Here is a 20001-nt window from a genome sequence, read left to right on the forward strand (position 1 = left end):
GGCTCCTTGTGGAATGAGTGAATGAGGTCAGTGGGTGCGCAGGAGCGCTCGACCGCGCTCGATCAGCGTGGTGATCGTCGCAGGAAGCTCTTCTTGCGCGGGGTCGTGATGGCGACCCTCGCGGTGCCTGCGGAGGTTGTGGCCCATGATCGCCGCCATCTTCAACCGGCCGAGAGCGTCGAACCAGGTCATGTCGCCGAGAGTCGGGCCGCTCTCCTGGTACAGCGCCACCAGCTCGTCCGCCGACGGCAGTCCGTCGACGACTCGCCCGACGCCGGGGAAGTTGGTGCCGTCGGCGAATACGCCGAACCAGCCGAGCTCGACGCGCGGATCACCGACGCTCCAGATCTCCCAGTCGATGAGTGCAGCGGGTTCGGTGCCGGCACTAAGGATGTTGCCCAGCCGGTAGTCGCCGTGGACGAGGACCGGGGACGACTGCTCGGGGATGTCCGCCGCGAGCGCGGTGAGTAGTTCCTCGCCGCCCTCGACGAGCTCAGGCGGCACCGCGTGCAGCGTTCGCGCCCACCGCTGCAGTTCGTCGGCGGGCGTCAGCACGGGGCCTGCGTCGGCGATGCCGGAATGGTCGACCGCGTGCAGACGCGGAAGGATCTCTGCGGCGCGCCGCATCCGCGCGGCCGCCAGGACTGGCTCGACCGCCGGGTCGTCGAGCACCGGTTCGAGCGACTCGCCCGCGACCAGCGCCATCGCGAACCACGCGGGTTCGGTGCGGTCGATTTCGAGGACTGCGGGAACGGGGACGTCGGTGTCGGCCAACGCGGTCAGGATCGACGCCTGCCGGAGCATGTCGTGCCGACCGATGGACTTCTGTCCCTCGGGTACGGCCTTGACGACGAAGTCCCCACCATCGGTGACGACCCGGAAGGTGAGACCCGAGTGACCGCCGGGAAGCGTCTCGAAGGCGTTCACGGTCAATCCGTGGCGCTCTTTCAGTCGGGCGGTGACCCGCCCACGCAATGCCTCGCTCATGGCCGCGGCTCCTTGGGAAGACCGAGAACTCGCTCGGCGATGATGTTGTGCTGGATTTCGTCCGTGCCGCCGGCGATGCGGTAACCGGGGGCGCCGAGGAGGTGCTCGCTCCATGCGTAGCGCCCCCATGCGCCGCCGTCGGCGACGACCTCGCGGCCGAGGAGGCTGCGGACGACTTCGCTGGTCCGTGCCATCGTGTCCGTCGCGAGGAGCTTGCCGAGCGACGCCTCCGGGCCCGGCTCCACGCCGCCCATCATGGCCTGCGCGACGCGCATGCCCGCGATCCGCTGCACGAAGGTTCGCGACACGAGGTCGCCGACCCGGTCCCGTTCGACTTCAGACAACGGTCGACCGATATTGCGGGCGAGCTCCACCGCGCGGTCGGCGTTCGCGAGCCCGAGGTTCGCCCCGTCCAGGCGTTCGGCCGCGAGGACGGTGAGCGCCACCGGCCACCCCTGTCCGACCGGCCCCAGTCGGTACACGTCGTCGAGCTCCACGTCCTCGAGGTAGACCTCGTTGAAGGACGAGCCACCGGTCATCTGTCGGATCGGGCGCACGGTGACTCCGGCGGCGTCCATCGGCACGAGGAACACAGTGAGTCCCTTGTGCTTGGGCACGTCCGGATCTGTGCGGCACACCGCAACGCCGTAGTCGGCAACGAGTGCACCCGAGGTCCACACCTTGTGCCCGTTGATCACCCAGGTGTCCCCGGTGCGCACGGCCTTGGTCCGAACCGCGGCCAGGTCGCTCCCGGCCTCCGTCTCGGAGAAGAGCTGGCAGGCGATGGTGTCGGCGCGCAGCATCGCCCGGACGTACTTCGCCTTCTGCTCGTCATTACCCCACTGGGCGATGGTCGGCGCCACCAACTGCTGGGTCACCGAGAACATCTCGGTCCGCTTGGGGACGTCGAACTCCTCTTCGAGCCGACGGAACGCCACCTCGTATGCCATCGGCAGATCTTGTCCGCCGTATTCTTTCGACCAGGTCAGAGCCCCCCAGCCCGCATCGAACTTCGCGCGCTCGTAAGCCGCGATCTCGTCGGTGTGCGCCTTCTCCTCGGCCGGAGTCCAGTTCTCGAACACGGCGACGGAGTCGTCACCGGTGCCCCACGCCTCGACGCTCCGGAGCGGAGCCTGCTCGGCCAACCATGCGCGGGCGTTCTCGGTGAAGGCTGCGATGTCGGAGTTGTCGTGTGTCGTCACTTCAATGCTCGATTCGCTGGTTCAGACGGAAAGGACGGTGCATGCGCTGATCCCCGGGGCTCCGTACACGTGTGTGAAGCCGATCGAGGGATTCCCGGCGACCTGCCGGTCACCGGCCTCGCCGCGCAACTGAGTGACGATCTCGTGGACCTGGCGCAGACCGGAGGCTCCGATCGGTTCACCGTTGGCGATGCAGCCGCCGTCGGTGTTCACCGGCAATAAACCGGTGATCTCGGTGGCGCCTGAGGCGATCATCTCCTCCTGCTCGCCGTGCTCACAGAAACCGCATTCGGCCATGTGCATGATCTCGGCGCCGCTCTCGGTATCCTGGAGTTGCGTGACATCGACGTCCGCCGGGGTGATGCCCGCCTGCTGGAACGCCGCGGTCGCCGCATCGCTCGACACGCTGGTGGGCTCACCCGACCCCTGGATCGAGGGCGCGAAGACCTCGAACGATCCGAACCGCCGCGTGCGATGGCTGATCGCACGGATGGTGACGTGCTTGCCGCTCAGCCGTCGGGCAGCGGACTCGCTCGCGACGACGATCGCGGCTCCGCCTTCACCGGGCGAGCAGAACATGTAGCGGGTCAGCGGATCGTTGACCATGTCCGCGTCCCGGATGGTCTCCATCGGCATCGGATCCCGCCGCCAGGCGTTTGGGTTGAGGCCTCCGTTCCGGTAGGCCTTCGCCGCGACTCCCGCGAGTGTGTCGGTGCTGATGCCGTACTTGTGCATGTACCGGTTGATCTTGGCGCCGAAGAATTGGGTGGTGACCATGAGGCCCTCGGACCCGAATCCCTCGGGAAGGCCCCAGTCCTCCGGCATCGGGTCGAACGCACCGCGGGGGTGCTTGTCGAATCCGACCGCGAGAGCGATGTCGGCGGCGCCGGCACGCACCGCGTTGACCGCGGAGACCAGCGCGCTTCCGCCGGTGGCGCAGCCGTTCTTCACATTCGTGAACGGGATTCCGGTGAATCCCAGTTCGGCGACCAGGGTGTCAGCAAGACCGGAGGCGTCACTGCCGCCGAACGCAACCTGCACATCCGGCCACGTGACGCCGGCATCGGCCAGTGCCGAGGAGATCGCGAAGACCGCCATCTGCCGACCACTGATGCCAGGCTGCCTGCCGAACTTCGACAGACCGGCACCGATGATGAACACATCGTCGGACATCACTGAACTCCCGTCTCAGGCGTGGTGGTGATTGCGAACCGCGGGACCGGCTCCGCGGCGACGAGCACCGCGCGAGCGCCTGCGAGTCCGTCCAGTGCGCCACTGTCGAGGACCGCGGTCACTTTGACGCCCTCGGGCAGTTCGACGTAGCCCATCGCATAGGGCTGGAAGCCGGATGACGGAGGAACATAAGGAGGGGACTTCGGTGCGAACCTCTGCACCGTGTACGCCCACACGGTGCCTTGCCGGCTCAGCTCGGTCGGGTCGGTCTCGGATCCGCACCTGCCACATCTGCTGCCGGCCGGGTAACCGACGGTGTCGCATTCTCGACACCGCGAACCGGTCAGCACGATCTTCTCGCTCATGTTCCTCCGTATCGCATTCGGATCAGGCTGCAATCGTGCTGATCAGCGACCGACCCACTTGGGTTCACGCTTGTTGAGGAACGCATCGACGCCTTCCTTGGCGTCCTCCGACTGCAGAGCGTTGCCCACTGCGAGGTGCTCCATGACCATCAGCGACTGGATGTCGGCGTCCAAACCGCGGTCGATGGTCATCTTGGTCAGCTTCATCGCGAACGGGCTCTTGTCGATGATCGGGGCGATGAAGTCAGTGACGAGCTGGTCGAGCTGCTCGGCGGGTGCCGACGCATTGATCAGATCCCACTGCGTGGCTTCCTTGCCGGACAGCAGCTTGCCGCTGAGCATGAGCTCCTTGGTCTTACGGATGCCGATCATGCGCGGCAGGCGGTAGATCGGGCCAGCGCCGCCGAACAGTGCGCGACGGATGTGGAAGTCGCCGATCTTCGCATCGTCTGCCGCCACCGCGAAGTCACAGGAGATCATGAGCTCGAAGCCGCCCGCAGTGACATAGTCCTCGAGGACCGCGACGGACGGAGTGTTCATCGAGTACAGGCGGTCACAGACCTTCGCCGAGATGACGGCGACGTCCATCGCTGCGGTGCTGCCGACATAGTCGCTCATCAACAGGTCGAGGTCGAAGCCCGAGCAGAACTGGTTGCCGCTGCCGCGCAGAACGAGCACGCGAAGCTCTGGGTCGTTGTCGACCTCGACGATGATCTCGTCGAGACGCTCCAGAAGCTCGATGGTCACCGCGTTCTTCTTGTGCGGGCGGTTGAGCCACACGCGAGCGATCGGGCCGTCTTTCTCCAGGATGATGTGGTCGGTGTCAACCATGGGGTTACCTCTTTCGGTTATTGAACTGGATTCACTTCAGTTTTAGCCGTGAATTGAACCGATGTCAACCACTGGACATAATGCAAGCCACAGAACTAAGTTCAATTCATGAGCGTAATGCAGAGATACTACTCAGCGGTCGACGACGGGCGACTCGACGAAGCGGTCGGCATGCTCGCCGAAGACGTCGAGTTCGCGATGATCCTGCCGACGGGGGAGAACCGCAACAGCGGTCGAGCGAATATGCACGCGTACCTCAGCGGTCGACCTCCCGTGGACCGTCGCCACGTCCCGGAACGCTGCGCGGTCGATCGCGACATCGAGTTCACACAAGGCCGCGTGACCGAAGGCGACGATGACGTCACCACTGGATACTTCGTCGGCGTCATGCACATCGCCGACGATGGACTCATCGACCGATACCAGGTGACGTTCAGTCCCGACTTCGCCGTTCACCCCGACCGAGAGGACTCATGATGACCGACCACCCCACCCCCACCCTGCTCGCCTGGTTCGGGATCATGGACTCCGACGACCCCGACCGGGTGCTAGGCATGATCACTGACGACTTCGTCATGTCTGTCCAGTTTTCGAAGGGCAGCGGCCAGTCAGCCGAGTTCGTTGGTGACCGGGACGGACTCGTCGCGTACCTCAAGCAACGTGAGAAGAGCACTCTCATCCATCACATCGACGTAGGCTCAAGCAACGACAGCCACGAGTTGGTTCTCGGACGGACTACCCGCGATAGCGAATTCGAGGCATCCTTCAACGCCACCGCGCAGATCAGTGGCGACGGAAGGGTTCGACGGCTGCTCATTTGCCGCACGCCGCAAGTCTCTTTCGCCTAGCACGTCCCCCGGCCCCGACCTGGCAATTCCAACGGGCCGATCGGACACCTCGCCTCCCCATAGACCATGCTGACCGATGACGCGTTCCACGAGTCAGGTCTCGTCACAGGCTTAGCGGCAATCGTCTGCGGTGCAGCAGTTTCCAATTTCGGTCATTCACCGATGGCATTCCCCGTGCGTGGAGACATGGAGCCGTACGCCCCTGAAATCAGTACGCTCACGGCTCCGTTTGGACTAATAGTCCCCGAAGGTCGATGAACGTACTGATTTCAGCGACACAGAAGGGCGTTATGCGCTGCGCGACGCCGTTACTCCGCGGATCATCGGATCGACTCGCTAGCGTGGAGCCATGACCGCGCCGAGCTCAGACGCCCGCTATTCACGCGACGAACTCGTCGCAGCCCTTGGCATCTCTCCGGAGTACGGCGAGAAGATCTGGACGGCATTCGGTTTCGGCCGCCAGCAGTCGGACGCGAAGATGTTCTCCGAGGCGGATGTCGAAGCCTTCCGGCTGTTTGCGCGTGGCGCGTCCGGAGTCGACGAAGGGGCGCAGGTAGCGACGGCCCGCACCATCGGGCAGTCGCTGGCCCGGCTCGCCGACTGGCAGGCCGACCAACTCATCGAGTTCGACGAGGATCCGGACGTCACCTGGTCGATCGACGATATGGCGAAGGCGCTCAGTCGGATTCAACGGCTGGTGTGGCGGCTCCACTTGGGCATCGCGCTGGAGGGCAGCCGAGTACAGGACTCCGACAACACCGGCTGGGACACCACGATCGGATTCGTCGACATCGTCGGCTACACGAATCTGTCGCGCCGAATCGACCACCACGAACTGAACGATCTGATCACCGCCTTCGAGGACCAGGTCTCCGCGATAGTGACCAAGTACGACGGCCACGTGATCAAAACACTCGGCGACGGAATCCTGTTCGCCAACCCCGATCCGATCCAGTCGGCTCTGACTGCGCTCGACATCGCGGACCTCAGTGAGCAGCCGCCCATTCCGCGTCTGCGGACCGGCCTCGCGCACGGCGAGGTCCTCGCCCGTCTCGGTGACGTGTTCGGCGAGCCGGTCAACATCGCGGCGCGACTCTGTGGTTCGGCACGGCCTGGACGGATCCTCGTCGACGACAACCTCTCCGCCGCTCTCGACGGCGACGAGAGATTCCGCGTTCGGCCCATCCCTACCTTGAGCGTGCGCGGCTACCGACGTCTGCGCGCGAGCGCTCTGTCCTGGCCAAAGAAGTAACTGGCAAGTCTTGCAGCACCGCGACGAATAACCTGTAACCGGCCCGTCCGAAGCTCGGGCGGCGGTACGTTCTCCTCGTGACAACCGCATTACTGTCTAAAGGCGCTAACCTCTCGCTCTCGTCCGACGGCGGAGCGATCACGGTGACGATCGAGGTGATCGCAGATGGCGACCTCACCACCGACGCCAGCGTCTTGTTGCTCGGATCCGACGGCCGAGTCCGGTCGAACGATGATCTGATCTTCTACAACCAGGCGACCAGTGCGGACGGCAGTGTCCAACTGCTCACCCGCGCGGACGAGACGCCGGGTGTCAGCCGCGACGCGATCCACATCGAACTCACTCGTCTGGCGGGAGACGTCGATCGAATCATCGTCGGCGCGAGCGTCGACCACCCCAGTCGAGTTCTCGGCGAAGCCGCAAGCGCGACGATGATCGTTACCGACGGTGCCACGACAGTCGCTCAGTTTCCGATCGATGGACTGACGACTGAACGTGCGCTCGTCTTCGGCGAGGTCTATCGCCGAAATGACGAGTGGAAGCTCCGGGCAGTAGGGCAGGGATACGCGGACGGTCTCGGTGCACTCGTCACAGAGTTCGGCATCGAAGTCGACCCACCCTCCGGGTCGGATCCGGACGGTGACGTCGACACAGAGCCGTACGCATCTGGGGCCGAGACGACTGCGCGAACCGATCAGCCCCTGGATGCGACCAGCACCGCCGACTTTCCCGCGGTCGACTCGCCGACGGCCGATTCCTCAGCAGCGCCGACCAATGTCCAGATCCGCCGTCAGCGGCGAGCCCCTCGCCTACCCGCAGACTGGGACGTTCGCACGAGCCCTTACCTGCGTACTGCGACGAACCGCCCTCCGTTCCACCGAGCCACCTTGTTCCCGGTGATCGCTTCCAAGGCGTCGATCAATCACGAGCAGCGGGCGACGTCGGTCATGCTGGCGACAATGGAGATCGTGAGGGAGTTCGGGCGTGCCGTCTTGAGTTCTATCGGCGCCCCGGCCGGAAGGATCGAGTCGTTCGTCGAAACTGCGTTCACCAGCAACGGAGCGGAGGTCCGGCCAGACGGTCTGATCCGCGTGACACGAGGATCGACAATATGGACCGCACTCGTGGAAGTGAAGATCGGCACTCGACGGCTCGAGACCGAGCAGATCAACTCGTACATGACCGTCGCTAAGGCGAAAGGGTTCGACGCAGTTATCACCATCAGCCCTGACCTTCTCCCCATCGCCGGAGACTGGGCTGTCGTCCCCGACCCGAAACTTCTGAAGTCCGTCTCGTTGCATCATCTTGCGTGGGAGGAGATCATCGCCGCGGCCGCGATCACCCTCGAGCACACCGGGATCGACAACGGCGAGCGCGCTCGCCTCCTGCACGAGTTTCTGACGTACGCCGTGCATCCGTCGAGCGGGATGCACGTATTCGACGACATGGGTCCGCATTGGGCCCGAGTCCGCGACTCGGTGAAGACGCGCACCGTCAGTACTCACGACTCGGCACCCGCTGAGGTGTGCCGGAATTTCGACCGCCTCGTCCGCCACATCGCTCTCCAACTGTCAGCGCTCCTCGGACAGCGTGTCCAAGCTGTTCCACCGACTGAGCACCGCGACGCTGTCAGCCGCGCTCGTCAGCTCGCTGATTCAGGACGACTGTTCGGAACGCTGCGCACTACGGGACTCGTTGGTCCCCTGGTCGTCGAGGCCGACCTCACACGGGACCGGGTGATCTGCTCGATCACCGTCACCGTGCCCAAAGCTGGGCGACCGCAGACTCATGTGAACTGGATACTCCGTCAGGTCGCCGCTGCCGGACCCAAGACTCGCGTGGTGTCACACCATGCGGGATGCCGTGAAGTGACCGCGGTCCTCCTCGGCGACGCGCAGGACGATCCGTCACTGCTCGTACCCGGCGACGGTCGAGGGATTCGTGAATTCACGGTCTCCGTCGACCGCTCGACCGGGACCAAACGCGCCGGGTCGTCGGGCGGTTTCGCTGCGACGATCACTCATCTCGTCACCGAGTTCTACGACACCATTGCTAGCGAACTGAAGGCGCCGCCTCGGCCGTAGCCGCTCACACGCACTGAAGGCGGCGACGCACGTAAACGAACCGATCGGCGGCGTCACGCAGTGTGCGAGAGCGCCTCGAGCGGGTCCGCGTAGATGGCGTCGAGTGCGACGGCCCCCGCGGCCTTCTGCTGGACGGTGATCGCCGACCGCGCCACCCGCACATCGCGCTGGGTGGCGACGGACGTCGCGCGCAACGCCTTGCTCACCGACGGGAGCGCCTCGGGGTAGTCGGTGAAAGCCTGCCCACCGAGGATCACGTGGTCCGGATTGAAGATGTCCGAGATCAGTGCGACGGTGCGTCCGAGGACTTCAGCGCGCTCGACCAAGATGTCGTGCGCGACAGTGTCTCCGGTGCGGGCAGCGGCTCTCAGTTCGTCGATCGACGAGACGTCCAGACCTGCGGCGGCAGCGGCTTCGAGGACGCCTGAGTCGCTGACGGTCTCTTCGAGTCGGCCGGTGCCCTCTGGGTCGAGGAGTCGGGTTGCGCCGGTCGGGAAGTGGCCGATCGTCGGCGGACCCGCGGCGGGCGTGTGCACCGTGCCGTCCACACTGAAGGCTATGCCTGCCGTCTCACGCGCATAGAAGTACAGGAAGTTCTGGCTCTGATCGGCCGGGCTGTTGACGACGAGCTCCGCGGCAGCCATCGCTTCGACGTGCGATGCGACCGACACCGGCAGCCCGACGGTCTCGGCGATGATCCGACCAACCGGAACGCCGCGCCAGCCGAGTCGCGGATGATCGACCTCCCCGCCGTCGACGACGCGGCCGCCGATCGCGACGCCCGCCCACAGCAGACGCTTGCCGACCCAGCGGTCGGCGAACCGACGTGCACTCGCACCGATGGAGGCGACGACCTCGTCGGGCGTTCCCTCCTGCGGAGTCGGGATCGCGATGGCTCCGACGACACGGTGCATGAGGTCGTGGGTGGTGATCGACGTCGACCGGAAGCCGATGTGGATGCCGACGGTCAGGAATCCGGTGCTGTTGATCTCGAACGGGACGCGCGGTCGACCGACCGCGCCCGGAGGTGTCAGATCGGCGCGCTCACGGATCACGCCGACCTTGAGCAGCGCGCTGACCTGGCGGTTGACAGTCGAAATCGAGAGACCGGTGGCTGCTGCGGCATCGTCACGAAACACCGGTCCAGAGACGCGAGCGGTGCGCAGGACAAGAGCTGCGGCCTTCGTGGAGAGTTGGAGTCCGGCGGTCGCGATGTGCGGTGCGGGCGTCGCGGGCACGGTGCGCGCCGCATGGCGGGAGCGAGGTGCTTGGCGAACTGGAACCGGAACCTCGACGGTAGACGCGGGGATCGGGCGAGACAGTGTGGAAGTCATTTTTCGTGCGGGTCCTTGTGCTGGACGCTCGGCGGGGGCGAAAATCCCGTTCGTAGCGTGCGGAATGCCCGCGCAGACGGCGGGCGGGAAGATTGGGCTGAATCAGCGCATTCGACGGCAACACAGGACCCGAGCCAGCGGCAGACGGCATCCCAGAGCGGTGGTCATGTAGGTGACCTCCGGGATGGCGTACGGCTGGCGAGTCATAACGCCGAAGCTAGCAAGGACCCGCACCGAATGGCAAATGACGTGCGACGACTAGCCTGAAGAAGTGACCACCGACACCACAATCCCCCGCCCGTCCGGCCCCGCACAGAGGTCGTGAGATGGGTGCCCTCTATCTGGTGAGGCATGGCCAGGCCCCCGCCCATGCGTACGGAGTCGGCACGGCCGCCGCGGATGCACCCGGGCTCACTGACCTCGGATTCGTGCAGGCTCGCCTCACCGGTGACGTACTCGCCGGACTGGTACCCGGATTCGACGCAGCGATCTCCGGCGACCTTCCGCGCCAGGCTGCGACTCTTCAGAGCGTGCTCGAAGCATTCGACTCTCCGCCGGAGACGACCGTCGATCCGGCGTGGAACGAGTACTCCCTTCCCCCGTCGGTGACCTCTGTCGACTCTTCCCTCTACGACGACCGAGCCCGCTACCAGCAGGCCCTCGACGTCGCTCTGACCGGGTGGATCGACGGCGACACCGCCGACGAGAGTGAGAGTTACACCGAGTTCGCCACGCGCACAAGGGAAGCCACGGACCGTGCGGCATCGCTCGCGGGCAGCGGGAAGAACGTCGTCGCCGTCTCGTCGGCGGGCACGATCACACAACTCCTCGCCCAGCTGTGGGGTGTGCCGGGTGCGCAGTGGCCCACCCTGCACCGCACATTCGTGAACGCGTCGATCACCAAACTCATCGTCGGCCGCCGAGGTCTGCAAGTCGTGTCGTTCAACGAGCACGCACACCTCGCGGGGCGGGACTCCGGATTGATGACGTACCGATGACGCTGACCGTCGTCGACATCGACACCGTGAACGCGCCTCCGGACACCGTCGGAGAGTTCGGAGGCGTCGTCGTCGGAGTGACCGATTCCGGTGCGGCGTCTGCCGGTTCGGTGGCGCAGGCCTGGCTCGATCATGCGTCCTTCACCATCACGTCGGGGCAGGCGACCGATCGACGGATCGTCCACGTCGAATCGATCGACGACACGATCGCCACACTCGACGACCGACACTCGCAGTATCCGGTCGCCGCGACCGTGTGCGACGACGTCCTACGCGCACAGCCCGCCCGCGTACCCACTGCCAGCGATACCCGGCGGGGACTGACCATCGAGTCCCTCGCGTACTCCACATTGCAGGGTGGTCGTGAGTTCGCCGGATGGCTGCACGATCAGGGGCCACGCGTACGCCACGAGCAGGACGATCCCGTCGTTTTGCACCGGGACGGTCCCGAACTGGAGATCCGATTCAATCGACCCGACCGCCACAACGCGTTCAGCAACGCGCTGCGCGCCGGGTTGATCGACGGACTGCGGGTGGCACTCGCCGACGACACGGTCGGCGCGGTCACGTTCACCGGCAACGGCCCGTCGTTCTGCAGCGGCGGTGACCTCCGCGAATTCGGTCTGCTGACCGACCCCGCCGACGCTCACCTGGCCAGGACTCGGTACAGCCCGGCGATCCTCCTCGCCGCACTCGCTGACCGCCTCGGACCGGCGCTGCACGCCCGCGTCCACGGCGCGGTCCTCGGCAGCGGTCTCGAGATGGCCTCGTTCTGCGGAACCGTGACGGCCGAACCAGGAGCGGTCTTCGGCCTCCCCGAGCTCCGACTCGGTTTGCTCCCGGGTGCTGGTGGAACCGTCAGCGTCCCGCGGCGCATCGGCCGGTGGCGGACCGCGTACCTCGTCCTTTCCGGTGCACAGATCGACGTCCACACCGCTGCCGACTGGGAGCTAATCGACGGAATCGAGTCGCGTGCCGACTGACGAGACCACGACGATGCGCGAGCGGTGGGCCGCCGGCGGAATGGCGCGACTGACTTGCACGGCCGGCGGCACACCAGACTTCTCCCGGGCGGCCGTCCTCACCGAGGCCGACCGGCTCGCCCGGCCTCTCGGCCAGGACGCGAACACATTGCTGACGGGACGGTCCGGCATGACCGGTCGTCGCGGGCACGGTCGCGTATCGGTCGGCGGATCCACTCGCCTGCTGCAAGCGTCCGACGGCTGGATCGGCGTGACGTTGTCCCGTTCCACCGACCTCGATTCACTGCCCGCGCTTCTGGAGACGTCTGAGTCGATCACCGAACCGTGGCGCACACTCGCTGACGCCGTACGCCTGCGCACCGCGAGCGAGATCGTCGAGCGCGCACAGCTTCTGGGCATCCCCGCCGCCGAACTCGGAGCCGTGGCGGCAGCTCCGCCGAGGTCTGCACGACGGTGGCCGCGTAGGCAGCAGCCGATAGATTCGAACCTCCTCGTCGTCGACCTGTCCTCGATGTGGGCAGGTCCGCTGTGCGGCCAGATCCTCGCCGGACTCGGGGCGACCGTCGTCAAAGTGGAGAGCCCGTTGCGGCCAGACGGCACTCGAGCAGGCGACCCGGACTTCTTCCGCTGGATGAACGGACTCAAACTTCCCTACTCTGCCGATCTGTACGCCGACGGCGCACGGCTCGGACGTCTCCTGGACGTGGCAGATGTCGTCATCGAGGCCTCCCGACCGCGGGCTCTGGTGCAGGCCGGCCTGGACGCACACTCGCGCACCGACCGACCGGGACGCGTGTGGGTTCGGATCACCGGGTACGGACCGAGCCATCCGATGCGCGTCGCGTTCGGCGACGACGCCGCCGTGGCAGGTGCGCTCGTCGGACAGTCGCCGGACGGGCCGATCTTCTGCGGCGACGCGATCGCCGACCCGCTGACCGGCATCACCGCCGCCCATCAGGTCGTCGAATCGTTGAACCGAGGCGGCGGCGAAACCATCGACGTCGCCATGGCCGACGTGGCAGCCACGTTCGCGGCGCTGCCGGCAGTCACCGCCCCGCCGCGGCCCGTCGAACTCGGCGAGCCGTGCCCACCGGATCTCGATGCGCCGCAACCGCTGCGGGACGCCGAGTGGGTGGATCGTCTGGTCGCGGCAAGGTCGGAACCCACATGCTGATCCGACAGGTGCGGCTCCGCTCCGGCGAGCGCGTGGACGTCCGAGTGCGGGGTGGTCTCGTCGCGGGCATCCACGCCGATCTTCGCGCCGAGGTCGACGAGGACGTCATCGACGCAAGCGGGCATACGGTCATCCCCGGATTGCACGACCACCACATTCATCTTGCTGCGTCGGCCGCCGCCGAGCGGTCCACGCGCGTCGGACCTGCCGAGGTCACCGGTGCCGACCAGTTCGCGGACACGATGTCGACAGCGCGGACGTCCGACGACGGCTGGGTCCGTGCGGTCGGCTATCACGAATCCGTCGCAGGACCGCTGGACCGCGACATCCTCGACCGGATCGAGCCGATCCGACCGGTTCGCGTCCAACATCGGACCGGCGCGATGTGGTTCATGAACTCGGCGGGCCTCCGGCAGGTGGGCATGCCCGAGCACCCGTCGGGTCGGCTCTTCCGCTCCGATCACGCCGTCTCGTCTCGGCTCACCGGATTCGACGAGCTCCGCGACGTCAGTGACCGGCTGTGCGGCTACGGCGTCACGGGCGTCACCGAGGCCACCCCGGATCTCACCGACTCGGGTCTACGAGTTCTGGACGACGCCGTCGGACGCGGCGACATCCGTCAGCACGTCCATGTACTCGGCGATCCGGGGAGCACGGGCTACCGCAACCTGTCGTTCGGTCCGGTCAAACGGATCATCGACGACGACGTCGACTTCGTCGAGTTTCAGGAGTGGGTCGCGCAGACCCATCGGCAGGGTCTGCCGGTCGCCGTTCACTGCGTGACCGCATTCCAGTTGATCGTCACGGTCACGGTCCTTCAGACGGTCGGGACTGTGCCCGGCGACCGCGTCGAGCATGCTGCGGTGGTCCCCGACGAACTCATGTCCTCGCTCGCCGATCTCGGTGTCGTCGTCGTGACGCAGCCGATCTTCATCGCCGAACGGGGCGACGAATATCTCGCCGACGTGTCTGCCCGGGAGCAGCCACACCTGTGGCGTCTCGCAGCTTTCAAAACCGCAGGCGTCGACGTCGCCTGCAGCACAGACGCTCCGTTCGGCGGACTCGATCCGTGGGCATGCATGCGAGCGGCAAGAGACCGCCGGACCCCGTCGTCCGGCGTGCTGAACCGTGACGAAGCCGTCGACGGCGCCAGCGCGCTGACCATGTTCCTCGGCGCACCGGACGCACCGGCGCGACCGCGCACGGTGTCAGTCGGGGCGCCCGCGGATCTCTGCCTGGTAGCCGGTACGCCCGAGGAACTCCACCGCGACCTGACGGCCGACCGCGTCAGCTACACCATCTTCGGCGGCGTCGTGCAGCCTTCCCCGACCTGCCTCACGCGCGATGCATGTTGGTTCCCGGCCGGGTGACGATCGCCTGCGGGAGAACGGCCCACCGTGACAATCCGGTCACGCTGTACGCCAAGTGCGCGATGTCGTCGCCGGTGATCATCTCGTCGGCCGGGATCGCGTCCTCGCCCTTGGTCCATTCGGACATGTCGGTGTCGACGTAGCCCGGGCAGATCGACGTCGCGGACACGCCGTGCACGGACTGCTCGAGATTGAATGTCTCGCACATCGAGATGAGCGCGGCTTTCGTCGAGCCGTACGCGAACAGATCGGGTTCCGGGTAGACGCCGGTGATCGACGAGATCGCCAGGACCTTGGCGCCGACGGTCTTGCTCACGGTGAGCTTCATGCTCTCGAGCAGGGCTTGCGTGAGCTGGAACGGCGCCCGCACGTTGACCTGGTAGAGCTTGTCGAGTCGACGTGCGGGGAAGTCGGCGAAGGCCCCCATACTGCCCATGCCCGCGTTGAGGATGAGGGCGTCGGTGCGGCCGTACTCCTCGAGGTGACGCACGGCGAGCGCGGCGACCGCCTCCTCGTCGGACATGTCGGCAGGCACTGCGAGGACGCGTCCACCATGTGCTCGAAGTGCTTGCGCGCGTTCTTCGAGGGCGTCGACGCCCCGGGCGCTGATCGTCAGATCCCAGCCTTCGCTGGCGAACCGTGCGGCCACCGCTGCGCCGATACCACGGGACGCTCCGGTCACCAGGGCCACTCTGCGTTCGGTCACGATACTGCCTCCAGTCCTCGGGAGATGAATGTTGCGGTGGCCTCGCCCGCGAGTTCGGCTCCGCTGCCACCGGATTCGCCGCCTTCACGCGCGCGGTGGCTGATGCCTGCGGCGATGACACCGAGTTTGAGGTTGGCCAGGCCCAGGTAGAAGTCCCAGTCGCCGAGGTCTGTCCCGGACGCTTCGGCGTAGCGCTGTGCGAGTTCGTCAGCGCTGGGATACCGGTCGCTGGTCCATGCGGCGTCGAAGCCGAGGACTGTGGAGAACACCGGTTCGCGGTACACGCACATGAGCGCGATGTCGGTGATCGGATCGCCGAGTGCAGACAGTTCCCAGTCGACGACAGCGGCCACCGAGCCGGGGTCATCGGGTTTCAGGATCGCGTTGTCGATACGAAGGTCACCGTGCACGATCGCGGCGCCCGCGGCCTCGGGCACGCGGTCGGTCAGGATGCCGACGAGTTTGTCGAGATCGGGCAGCTCGCGGTCCTTCACGATGCCCCACTGCCGTGCCCACAGCCGTACTTGGCGAGCAGCGAAACCGTCCGGACGACCGAAGTCGCCGAGGCCGACTGCTCGATAGTCGACCGCGTGCAGATCAGCGAGGGCCTGGACCAGCGCATGCGCGCCGGACGTCACCTGCTCGTCGGTGAGCGCCGCGAGATCGTCGACCGACCGGACGACGGGGCCATCGACGAAGTCGACGACCGTACACGGCGCGCCGATCACGTCGCCCGACCGGTCGATGGCGACCGTTCCCGCGACCGGTACTGCCGTGCCGGCGAGGGCGGATGTGACCGCCCATTCGCGCTCCATGTCGTGCGCCGACGGCGTGAGTCCGCCCATCGGCGGACGGCGCGCCACCCAGTGGTGGGCGTCGTCGCGGACGTCGAACGTCAGGTTGGATCGGCCGCCGCTGATCAGTTCGATCCGCAAGTCTCCGACGACGTCGACGTCGTTCTGGGACAAGAGTTCTCGCAGGGCGTCGGCGGTGAGGCCGGGATGCTCGGTCACGGGGTGGTTCCCTTCTTCGCTCACCGGGTCACTCGGCGGTACGGAGTTTGCGGGCGCGACCGACGGCACGCTTCGCGATGGCCCAGCGGTGGACTTCGGACGGTCCGTCGTAGATCCGGAACGGACGCAGTTCGTTGGCCAGACGGGACAGCGGGAGGTCTTCGGAGACGCCGAGGCCGCCGCACATCTGCATGCTGCGGTCGACGACTCGTGAGAACGCTTCGGCGCCGAATGTCTTGGCGATGGACGTCGCGTCGGACGCGTGTCCGCCTTCGTCGAGTTCCCAGCACGCCCGGACCAGGAGTGCGCGGGCCGCGGCGAGGTCGATCTCGTTGTCGGCGACCTGCTGCTGGATCATGCCGAGGTCGCCGAGACGGCCGCCGAATCCCTGCCGCCGGTCGACGTAGTCGAGGGCGACCTTGTGGGCTCGGACGGCGGATCCCATCCAGCGCATGACGTGCGTCATGCGGGCCGGGCCGAGTCGGACCTGCGCGTAGCGGTACCCCTCGTCGACGGCGCCGAGAACGTCCTCCTCCGGCACGAAGAGGTCGGTGAACGTGACCTCGCAGTGGCCGCCGATCATCGACTTGTCGGTGGTGTGGATGTGCCGGTCGACGCTGATTCCGTCCCGGTCCTGGGGTGCAAGGAACATGGTGGCTCCGCCGCGGTCGCCCGCCTCACCGGCGGTGCGCGCCATGATGATGTAGAACCCCGCGCCGTCGGCGCCTGTGATGAATCGCTTCTGGCCGTTGATCTTCCAGCCGCCGTCGACGCGGACCGCCGTCGTGTTGAGGGCATTCGGATCGGCGCCCGCGCCAGGTGAGGGCTCGGTCATCGCGAACGCGCTGCGGACCTCGCCGGTCGCCAGCGGCTCGAGGTAGAGCTGGCGCTGACGATCGTCGGCGATGTGGGCGAGCATGTGCACGTTGCCCTCGTCCGGAGCTCCGATGTGCAGGGCGACGGGACCGAACGTCGACGCGCCTGCGGCTTCGAACACCGGTGCACGCTCGGACATGTTCAGTCCGAGGCCGCCGAACTCGACGGGCGCGTGCGGCGCGAAGACGCCTGCGGCCTTGGCCTTGGCATTGAGTTCTCGGCGCATGTCGTCGCCGCCCGCCGCCGTGATGTCACCGCGGAACTCGTTCTCCACGGGCAGCACGTGCTCGGCGATGAACGCCTCGGTCTTGGCGACCAGCTCGACGACTTCGGCTCGATACGCAAGGTCGATCGACATCTACAGCTCTCCCAACTCCCGACCGAGTGATCGCTCGGTTCACGGTAGAGCCTCCCACGCCCCTTGCGACACGTCAAGACACCGGCCGCATCGGCGTGGACTCAATCCGAGACGTGTCCGACGATAGCCCGTGCATACTCGAGGTTCCGATCGATGAGCTCGTCCGGGCCGAGTTCGCCGCCCGCCCGATACCAGGTCGACAGCCCGACGCACATCGTCGCGACGGCTCGCGCCGCGCCCTTCGGGTCGACCGTCCGAAACACACCGGACGCGACGCCCGCCACCACGATCTCGTCGACCATCCGCTGCTGACGCACCCTGTGGCCGATGTAGCGGGGCCGATAATCGTCGTCCAGACTGCGCATCTCGGTGGATCCGACGAACGCCTGCTCGCGGCGGTACATGTGGAAGCGGAGCAGCGACTCGACCACCGCGTCGAACTGGGCGAGCGGATCGTCACCTGCTTCGGCGATCGCCTGCTCGGAACGCCGAAGGAGGTCGGCCATCGTCAACTCGAGCAGCCCCTGCAACAACGACTGCTTGGACGGATAGTGGTGGTACAGCCCGGGAACGGACAACCCTGCGCGAGCAGCGATCTCACGCACCGAGGTTCCGTGGTAACCGTGCTGGACGAACACCTCGAGCGCCGCGCGCAACGGCGCAGGCAGATCGACAGCCCCGTAGTCGCGCCACGATCCGGGCGCTTCGATGCCGCCGGTCACCGGTCGCCCGCCGCATGTGATCGAGGCTCCGGCCACAGCATGTGCGCACACAGATCGACGAGCCGCTCCTTGTCCATCGCGAACCGACCCTCGGTCCAGGATGCGAGCACCCGGCCGAATCCGCCGACCTGAAAATGCGACGCCGCCATCAACTCCTCCTCATCCCGAACTCTCGAGCCCTGCCCTTTCGAGACCTGCTGTACCGATCGCGAGGTGAGCTCCGCGAACAGGTCGACAGACTGGGCACGCCGCTCCGTCAGCACCGGACTCCCCAATGCGTCAGAGAAGATCAGCCGACCTTTGCGGCGATCTTCATCGATGACACCGACTATCGCACGCACCGCAGCCGTCACTTTGTTCCGCGGGTCAGTTCCCGCCTCGAACGCGAGTCGCGCACTCTCCGCGATTTCGGTGATCACGCCATCGTAGGTGGCAGCGACCAATGCATCGGCGTTGTCGAAACTCTCATAGAAGTAGCGAGGAGTCAGTCCGGCGTGCGCACAGATCCCGCGGACGGTCACCTGCCCTGCTTCGGGCGCGCTGAGAAGATCGAGCGTGGCGTCCAAGAGCGCCGCGCGACGCCGCGCGACTCGCGCATCGCCGGCTTCCCCTCCGTATGACCGCAGTTCTCCTGCGCCCTGACTCGCCTCACTCACGATGTCCATACTGACACTCCCTTGCTCAACACAGGCATTCCCCGGCTTGACACCGGGCATCGGCACGCGTTCAATCAGTAATTGAAAACGTTTGTTATCAGTTTAGGGAGCGACATGACCGCCGAACCCATCGAGGAGTTCGCGACCGAGACCGTGCCGGCGCGCACGCGCGTAGAACTCGACGAACAGCAGATCAGCGATATGGGCCTCCTCGGGCCCGCTCTCCTGTCCGGCCCGGCCAACGTCATTATGCAGTTGAGCCACCCGGCAGTCGGGTACGGCGTCTACGAGAGCAAGGTCGACTCGGGCAATCTGTACAAACATCCGGTCAAGCGCACTCGGACCACTCTGACGTACCTGGCGGTCGCCGCGACCGGCGGAGGCGAACTCCGCCGCAAGTACCGGCAGGCCGTCAATCGTTCACATGCGCAGGTCCGGTCCGTCGAATCGAGCCCGGTCAAGTACAACGCCTTCGACCCGAGCCTGCAGTTGTGGGTCGCCGCCTGCCTCTACCGCGGATGGGAGGACTGCGTCCGACTCTTCGGCGACGAAGCCGACCTCAGCGAAGAGGCCTACCGTCAGGGCGCCGTCATGGGCACCACGTTGCAGATGCCCCCGGAGATGTGGCCTGCGACCCGCGCCGACTTCGAGGACTACTGGAACTCGGTGCTCGACGACATGGTCATCGACGACGTGATCGGCAGCTACCTGAAGTCGTTGGTCCGCCTCGAGTTCGCGCCCAGCCCTCTTCGTGTGCTCGCCGGTCGGTTCTCGGAGATCATGACGATCGGCTTCCTGCCGCCGGAGTTCCGCGACAAGATCGGGTTCACGCAGTCCAAACGGGAGAAGTTTCTCTTCGACGTCAACACCCGGGCCCTGCGCACCGTCGTCCAGACGCTTCCGCAATCGTGGCGCCAGTTCCCGTTCAACGTCCTTCTCGCCGACCTCAAATGGCGGATGCGCACTAACCGTCCGCTGATCTGACTTCTGCTCGAGCGCCCTCCGCCGGTCGAACGCCCTCCGCTGGTCGAGCCCCCTCCGTCGGTTGAGCCCTCTCCGCCGGTCGAGC

Annotated in this window: 20 protein-coding genes; 9 read left to right on the forward strand and 11 right to left on the reverse strand. The window is 66.3% G+C overall.

What is annotated here, in order from left to right; all coding sequences use genetic code 11:
- Positions 1 to 27 precede the first annotated feature (27 nt).
- The 5 genes from L5G32_RS16735 to L5G32_RS16755 are packed head-to-tail and all read right to left on the reverse strand — an operon-like array spanning position 28 to position 4558.
- On the reverse strand, positions 28 to 987 hold the full coding sequence (locus L5G32_RS16735) for a phosphotransferase family protein (RefSeq protein WP_237012212.1): 960 nt from the start codon (positions 985 to 987) through the stop codon (positions 28 to 30).
- Positions 984 to 2189 (reverse strand): acyl-CoA dehydrogenase family protein, encoded by a 1206-nt coding sequence (locus L5G32_RS16740; protein WP_237012213.1) that lies wholly within the window; start codon positions 2187 to 2189, stop codon positions 984 to 986. The genes L5G32_RS16735 and L5G32_RS16740 overlap by 4 nt, the downstream gene beginning before the upstream one ends.
- Before the next feature lie 21 nt (positions 2190 to 2210).
- Positions 2211 to 3362: a thiolase family protein gene (locus L5G32_RS16745; protein ID WP_237012214.1), complete on the reverse strand. Its 1152-nt coding sequence runs from the start codon at positions 3360 to 3362 to the stop codon at positions 2211 to 2213.
- Positions 3362 to 3727 carry a Zn-ribbon domain-containing OB-fold protein gene (locus tag L5G32_RS16750; RefSeq protein WP_237012215.1) on the reverse strand — a complete coding sequence of 122 codons (366 nt, stop codon included), beginning with the start codon at positions 3725 to 3727 and terminating at the stop codon, positions 3362 to 3364. Before L5G32_RS16750 ends, L5G32_RS16745 begins: the two co-directional genes overlap by 1 nt.
- Positions 3728 to 3769: 42 nt before the next feature.
- A complete protein-coding gene (locus L5G32_RS16755; RefSeq protein ID WP_237012216.1) occupies positions 3770 to 4558 on the reverse strand; it encodes an enoyl-CoA hydratase/isomerase family protein in 789 nt (262 codons plus the stop codon).
- Positions 4559 to 4666: 108 nt separating this feature from the next.
- Here L5G32_RS16755 and L5G32_RS16760 point away from each other — a divergent pair, with 108 nt between their 5' ends.
- From L5G32_RS16760 to L5G32_RS16775, 4 genes are all read left to right on the forward strand, one after another.
- Positions 4667 to 5035 (forward strand): nuclear transport factor 2 family protein, encoded by a 369-nt coding sequence (locus tag L5G32_RS16760; protein ID WP_237012217.1) that lies wholly within the window; start codon positions 4667 to 4669, stop codon positions 5033 to 5035.
- Positions 5035 to 5406 (forward strand): hypothetical protein, encoded by a 372-nt coding sequence (locus tag L5G32_RS16765; RefSeq protein WP_237012243.1) that lies wholly within the window; start codon positions 5035 to 5037, stop codon positions 5404 to 5406. Before L5G32_RS16760 ends, L5G32_RS16765 begins: the two co-directional genes overlap by 1 nt.
- Positions 5407 to 5755: 349 nt before the next feature.
- On the forward strand, positions 5756 to 6658 hold the full coding sequence (locus L5G32_RS16770; RefSeq protein ID WP_237012218.1) for an adenylate/guanylate cyclase domain-containing protein: 903 nt from the start codon (positions 5756 to 5758) through the stop codon (positions 6656 to 6658).
- Positions 6659 to 6735: 77 nt separating this feature from the next.
- The gene (locus tag L5G32_RS16775; protein ID WP_237012219.1) at positions 6736 to 8742 is read left to right on the forward strand and encodes a TerD family protein; all 2007 of its coding nucleotides are present in this window, start codon (positions 6736 to 6738) and stop codon (positions 8740 to 8742) included.
- A gap of 53 nt (positions 8743 to 8795) precedes the next feature.
- Here the strand turns inward: L5G32_RS16775 and L5G32_RS16780 are convergent, their stop codons facing one another.
- On the reverse strand, positions 8796 to 10076 hold the full coding sequence (locus L5G32_RS16780; RefSeq protein ID WP_237012220.1) for an ROK family transcriptional regulator: 1281 nt from the start codon (positions 10074 to 10076) through the stop codon (positions 8796 to 8798).
- 326 nt (positions 10077 to 10402) lie between these two features.
- Here L5G32_RS16780 and L5G32_RS16785 point away from each other — a divergent pair, with 326 nt between their 5' ends.
- The 4 genes from L5G32_RS16785 to L5G32_RS16800 are packed head-to-tail and all read left to right on the forward strand — an operon-like array spanning position 10403 to position 14601.
- Positions 10403 to 11074, forward strand: a complete 672-nt coding sequence (locus L5G32_RS16785) for a histidine phosphatase family protein (RefSeq protein ID WP_237012221.1) — start codon at positions 10403 to 10405, stop codon at positions 11072 to 11074.
- Positions 11071 to 12057 carry an enoyl-CoA hydratase/isomerase family protein gene (locus L5G32_RS16790; RefSeq protein WP_237012222.1) on the forward strand — a complete coding sequence of 329 codons (987 nt, stop codon included), beginning with the start codon at positions 11071 to 11073 and terminating at the stop codon, positions 12055 to 12057. The genes L5G32_RS16785 and L5G32_RS16790 overlap by 4 nt, the downstream gene beginning before the upstream one ends.
- Positions 12047 to 13231, forward strand: a complete 1185-nt coding sequence (locus L5G32_RS16795; RefSeq protein WP_237012223.1) for a CoA transferase — start codon at positions 12047 to 12049, stop codon at positions 13229 to 13231. Before L5G32_RS16790 ends, L5G32_RS16795 begins: the two co-directional genes overlap by 11 nt.
- A complete protein-coding gene (locus tag L5G32_RS16800) occupies positions 13225 to 14601 on the forward strand; it encodes an amidohydrolase family protein (protein ID WP_237012224.1) in 1377 nt (458 codons plus the stop codon). The genes L5G32_RS16795 and L5G32_RS16800 overlap by 7 nt, the downstream gene beginning before the upstream one ends.
- Here the strand turns inward: L5G32_RS16800 and L5G32_RS16805 are convergent.
- The 5 genes from L5G32_RS16805 to L5G32_RS16825 form a co-directional block, all read right to left on the reverse strand.
- Entirely contained in the window at positions 14567 to 15307 is a 741-nt protein-coding gene (locus L5G32_RS16805) for an SDR family NAD(P)-dependent oxidoreductase (protein WP_237012225.1), read from the reverse strand. The two genes, L5G32_RS16800 and L5G32_RS16805, sit on opposite strands and share 35 nt — an antisense overlap.
- A complete protein-coding gene (locus L5G32_RS16810) occupies positions 15304 to 16320 on the reverse strand; it encodes a phosphotransferase family protein (RefSeq protein WP_237012226.1) in 1017 nt (338 codons plus the stop codon). The genes L5G32_RS16805 and L5G32_RS16810 overlap by 4 nt, the downstream gene beginning before the upstream one ends.
- Positions 16321 to 16348: 28 nt before the next feature.
- The gene (locus tag L5G32_RS16815; protein ID WP_237012227.1) at positions 16349 to 17554 is read right to left on the reverse strand and encodes an acyl-CoA dehydrogenase family protein; all 1206 of its coding nucleotides are present in this window, start codon (positions 17552 to 17554) and stop codon (positions 16349 to 16351) included.
- Positions 17555 to 17655: 101 nt separating this feature from the next.
- Positions 17656 to 18276: a TetR/AcrR family transcriptional regulator gene (locus tag L5G32_RS16820; RefSeq protein ID WP_237012228.1), complete on the reverse strand. Its 621-nt coding sequence runs from the start codon at positions 18274 to 18276 to the stop codon at positions 17656 to 17658.
- A complete protein-coding gene (locus tag L5G32_RS16825) occupies positions 18273 to 18941 on the reverse strand; it encodes a TetR/AcrR family transcriptional regulator (protein WP_237012229.1) in 669 nt (222 codons plus the stop codon). The genes L5G32_RS16820 and L5G32_RS16825 overlap by 4 nt, the downstream gene beginning before the upstream one ends.
- A 105-nt stretch (positions 18942 to 19046) precedes the next feature.
- On the opposite strand from L5G32_RS16825, the gene L5G32_RS16830 reads away from it, so the two are divergent.
- A complete protein-coding gene (locus tag L5G32_RS16830; RefSeq protein WP_237012230.1) occupies positions 19047 to 19916 on the forward strand; it encodes an oxygenase MpaB family protein in 870 nt (289 codons plus the stop codon).
- Positions 19917 to 20001: the final 85 nt, after the last annotated feature.

Origin of the sequence: Gordonia zhenghanii (genome assembly GCF_021738965.1) — a bacterium.
GTDB classification, from domain to species: Bacteria; Actinomycetota; Actinomycetes; order Mycobacteriales; family Mycobacteriaceae; genus Gordonia; species Gordonia zhenghanii.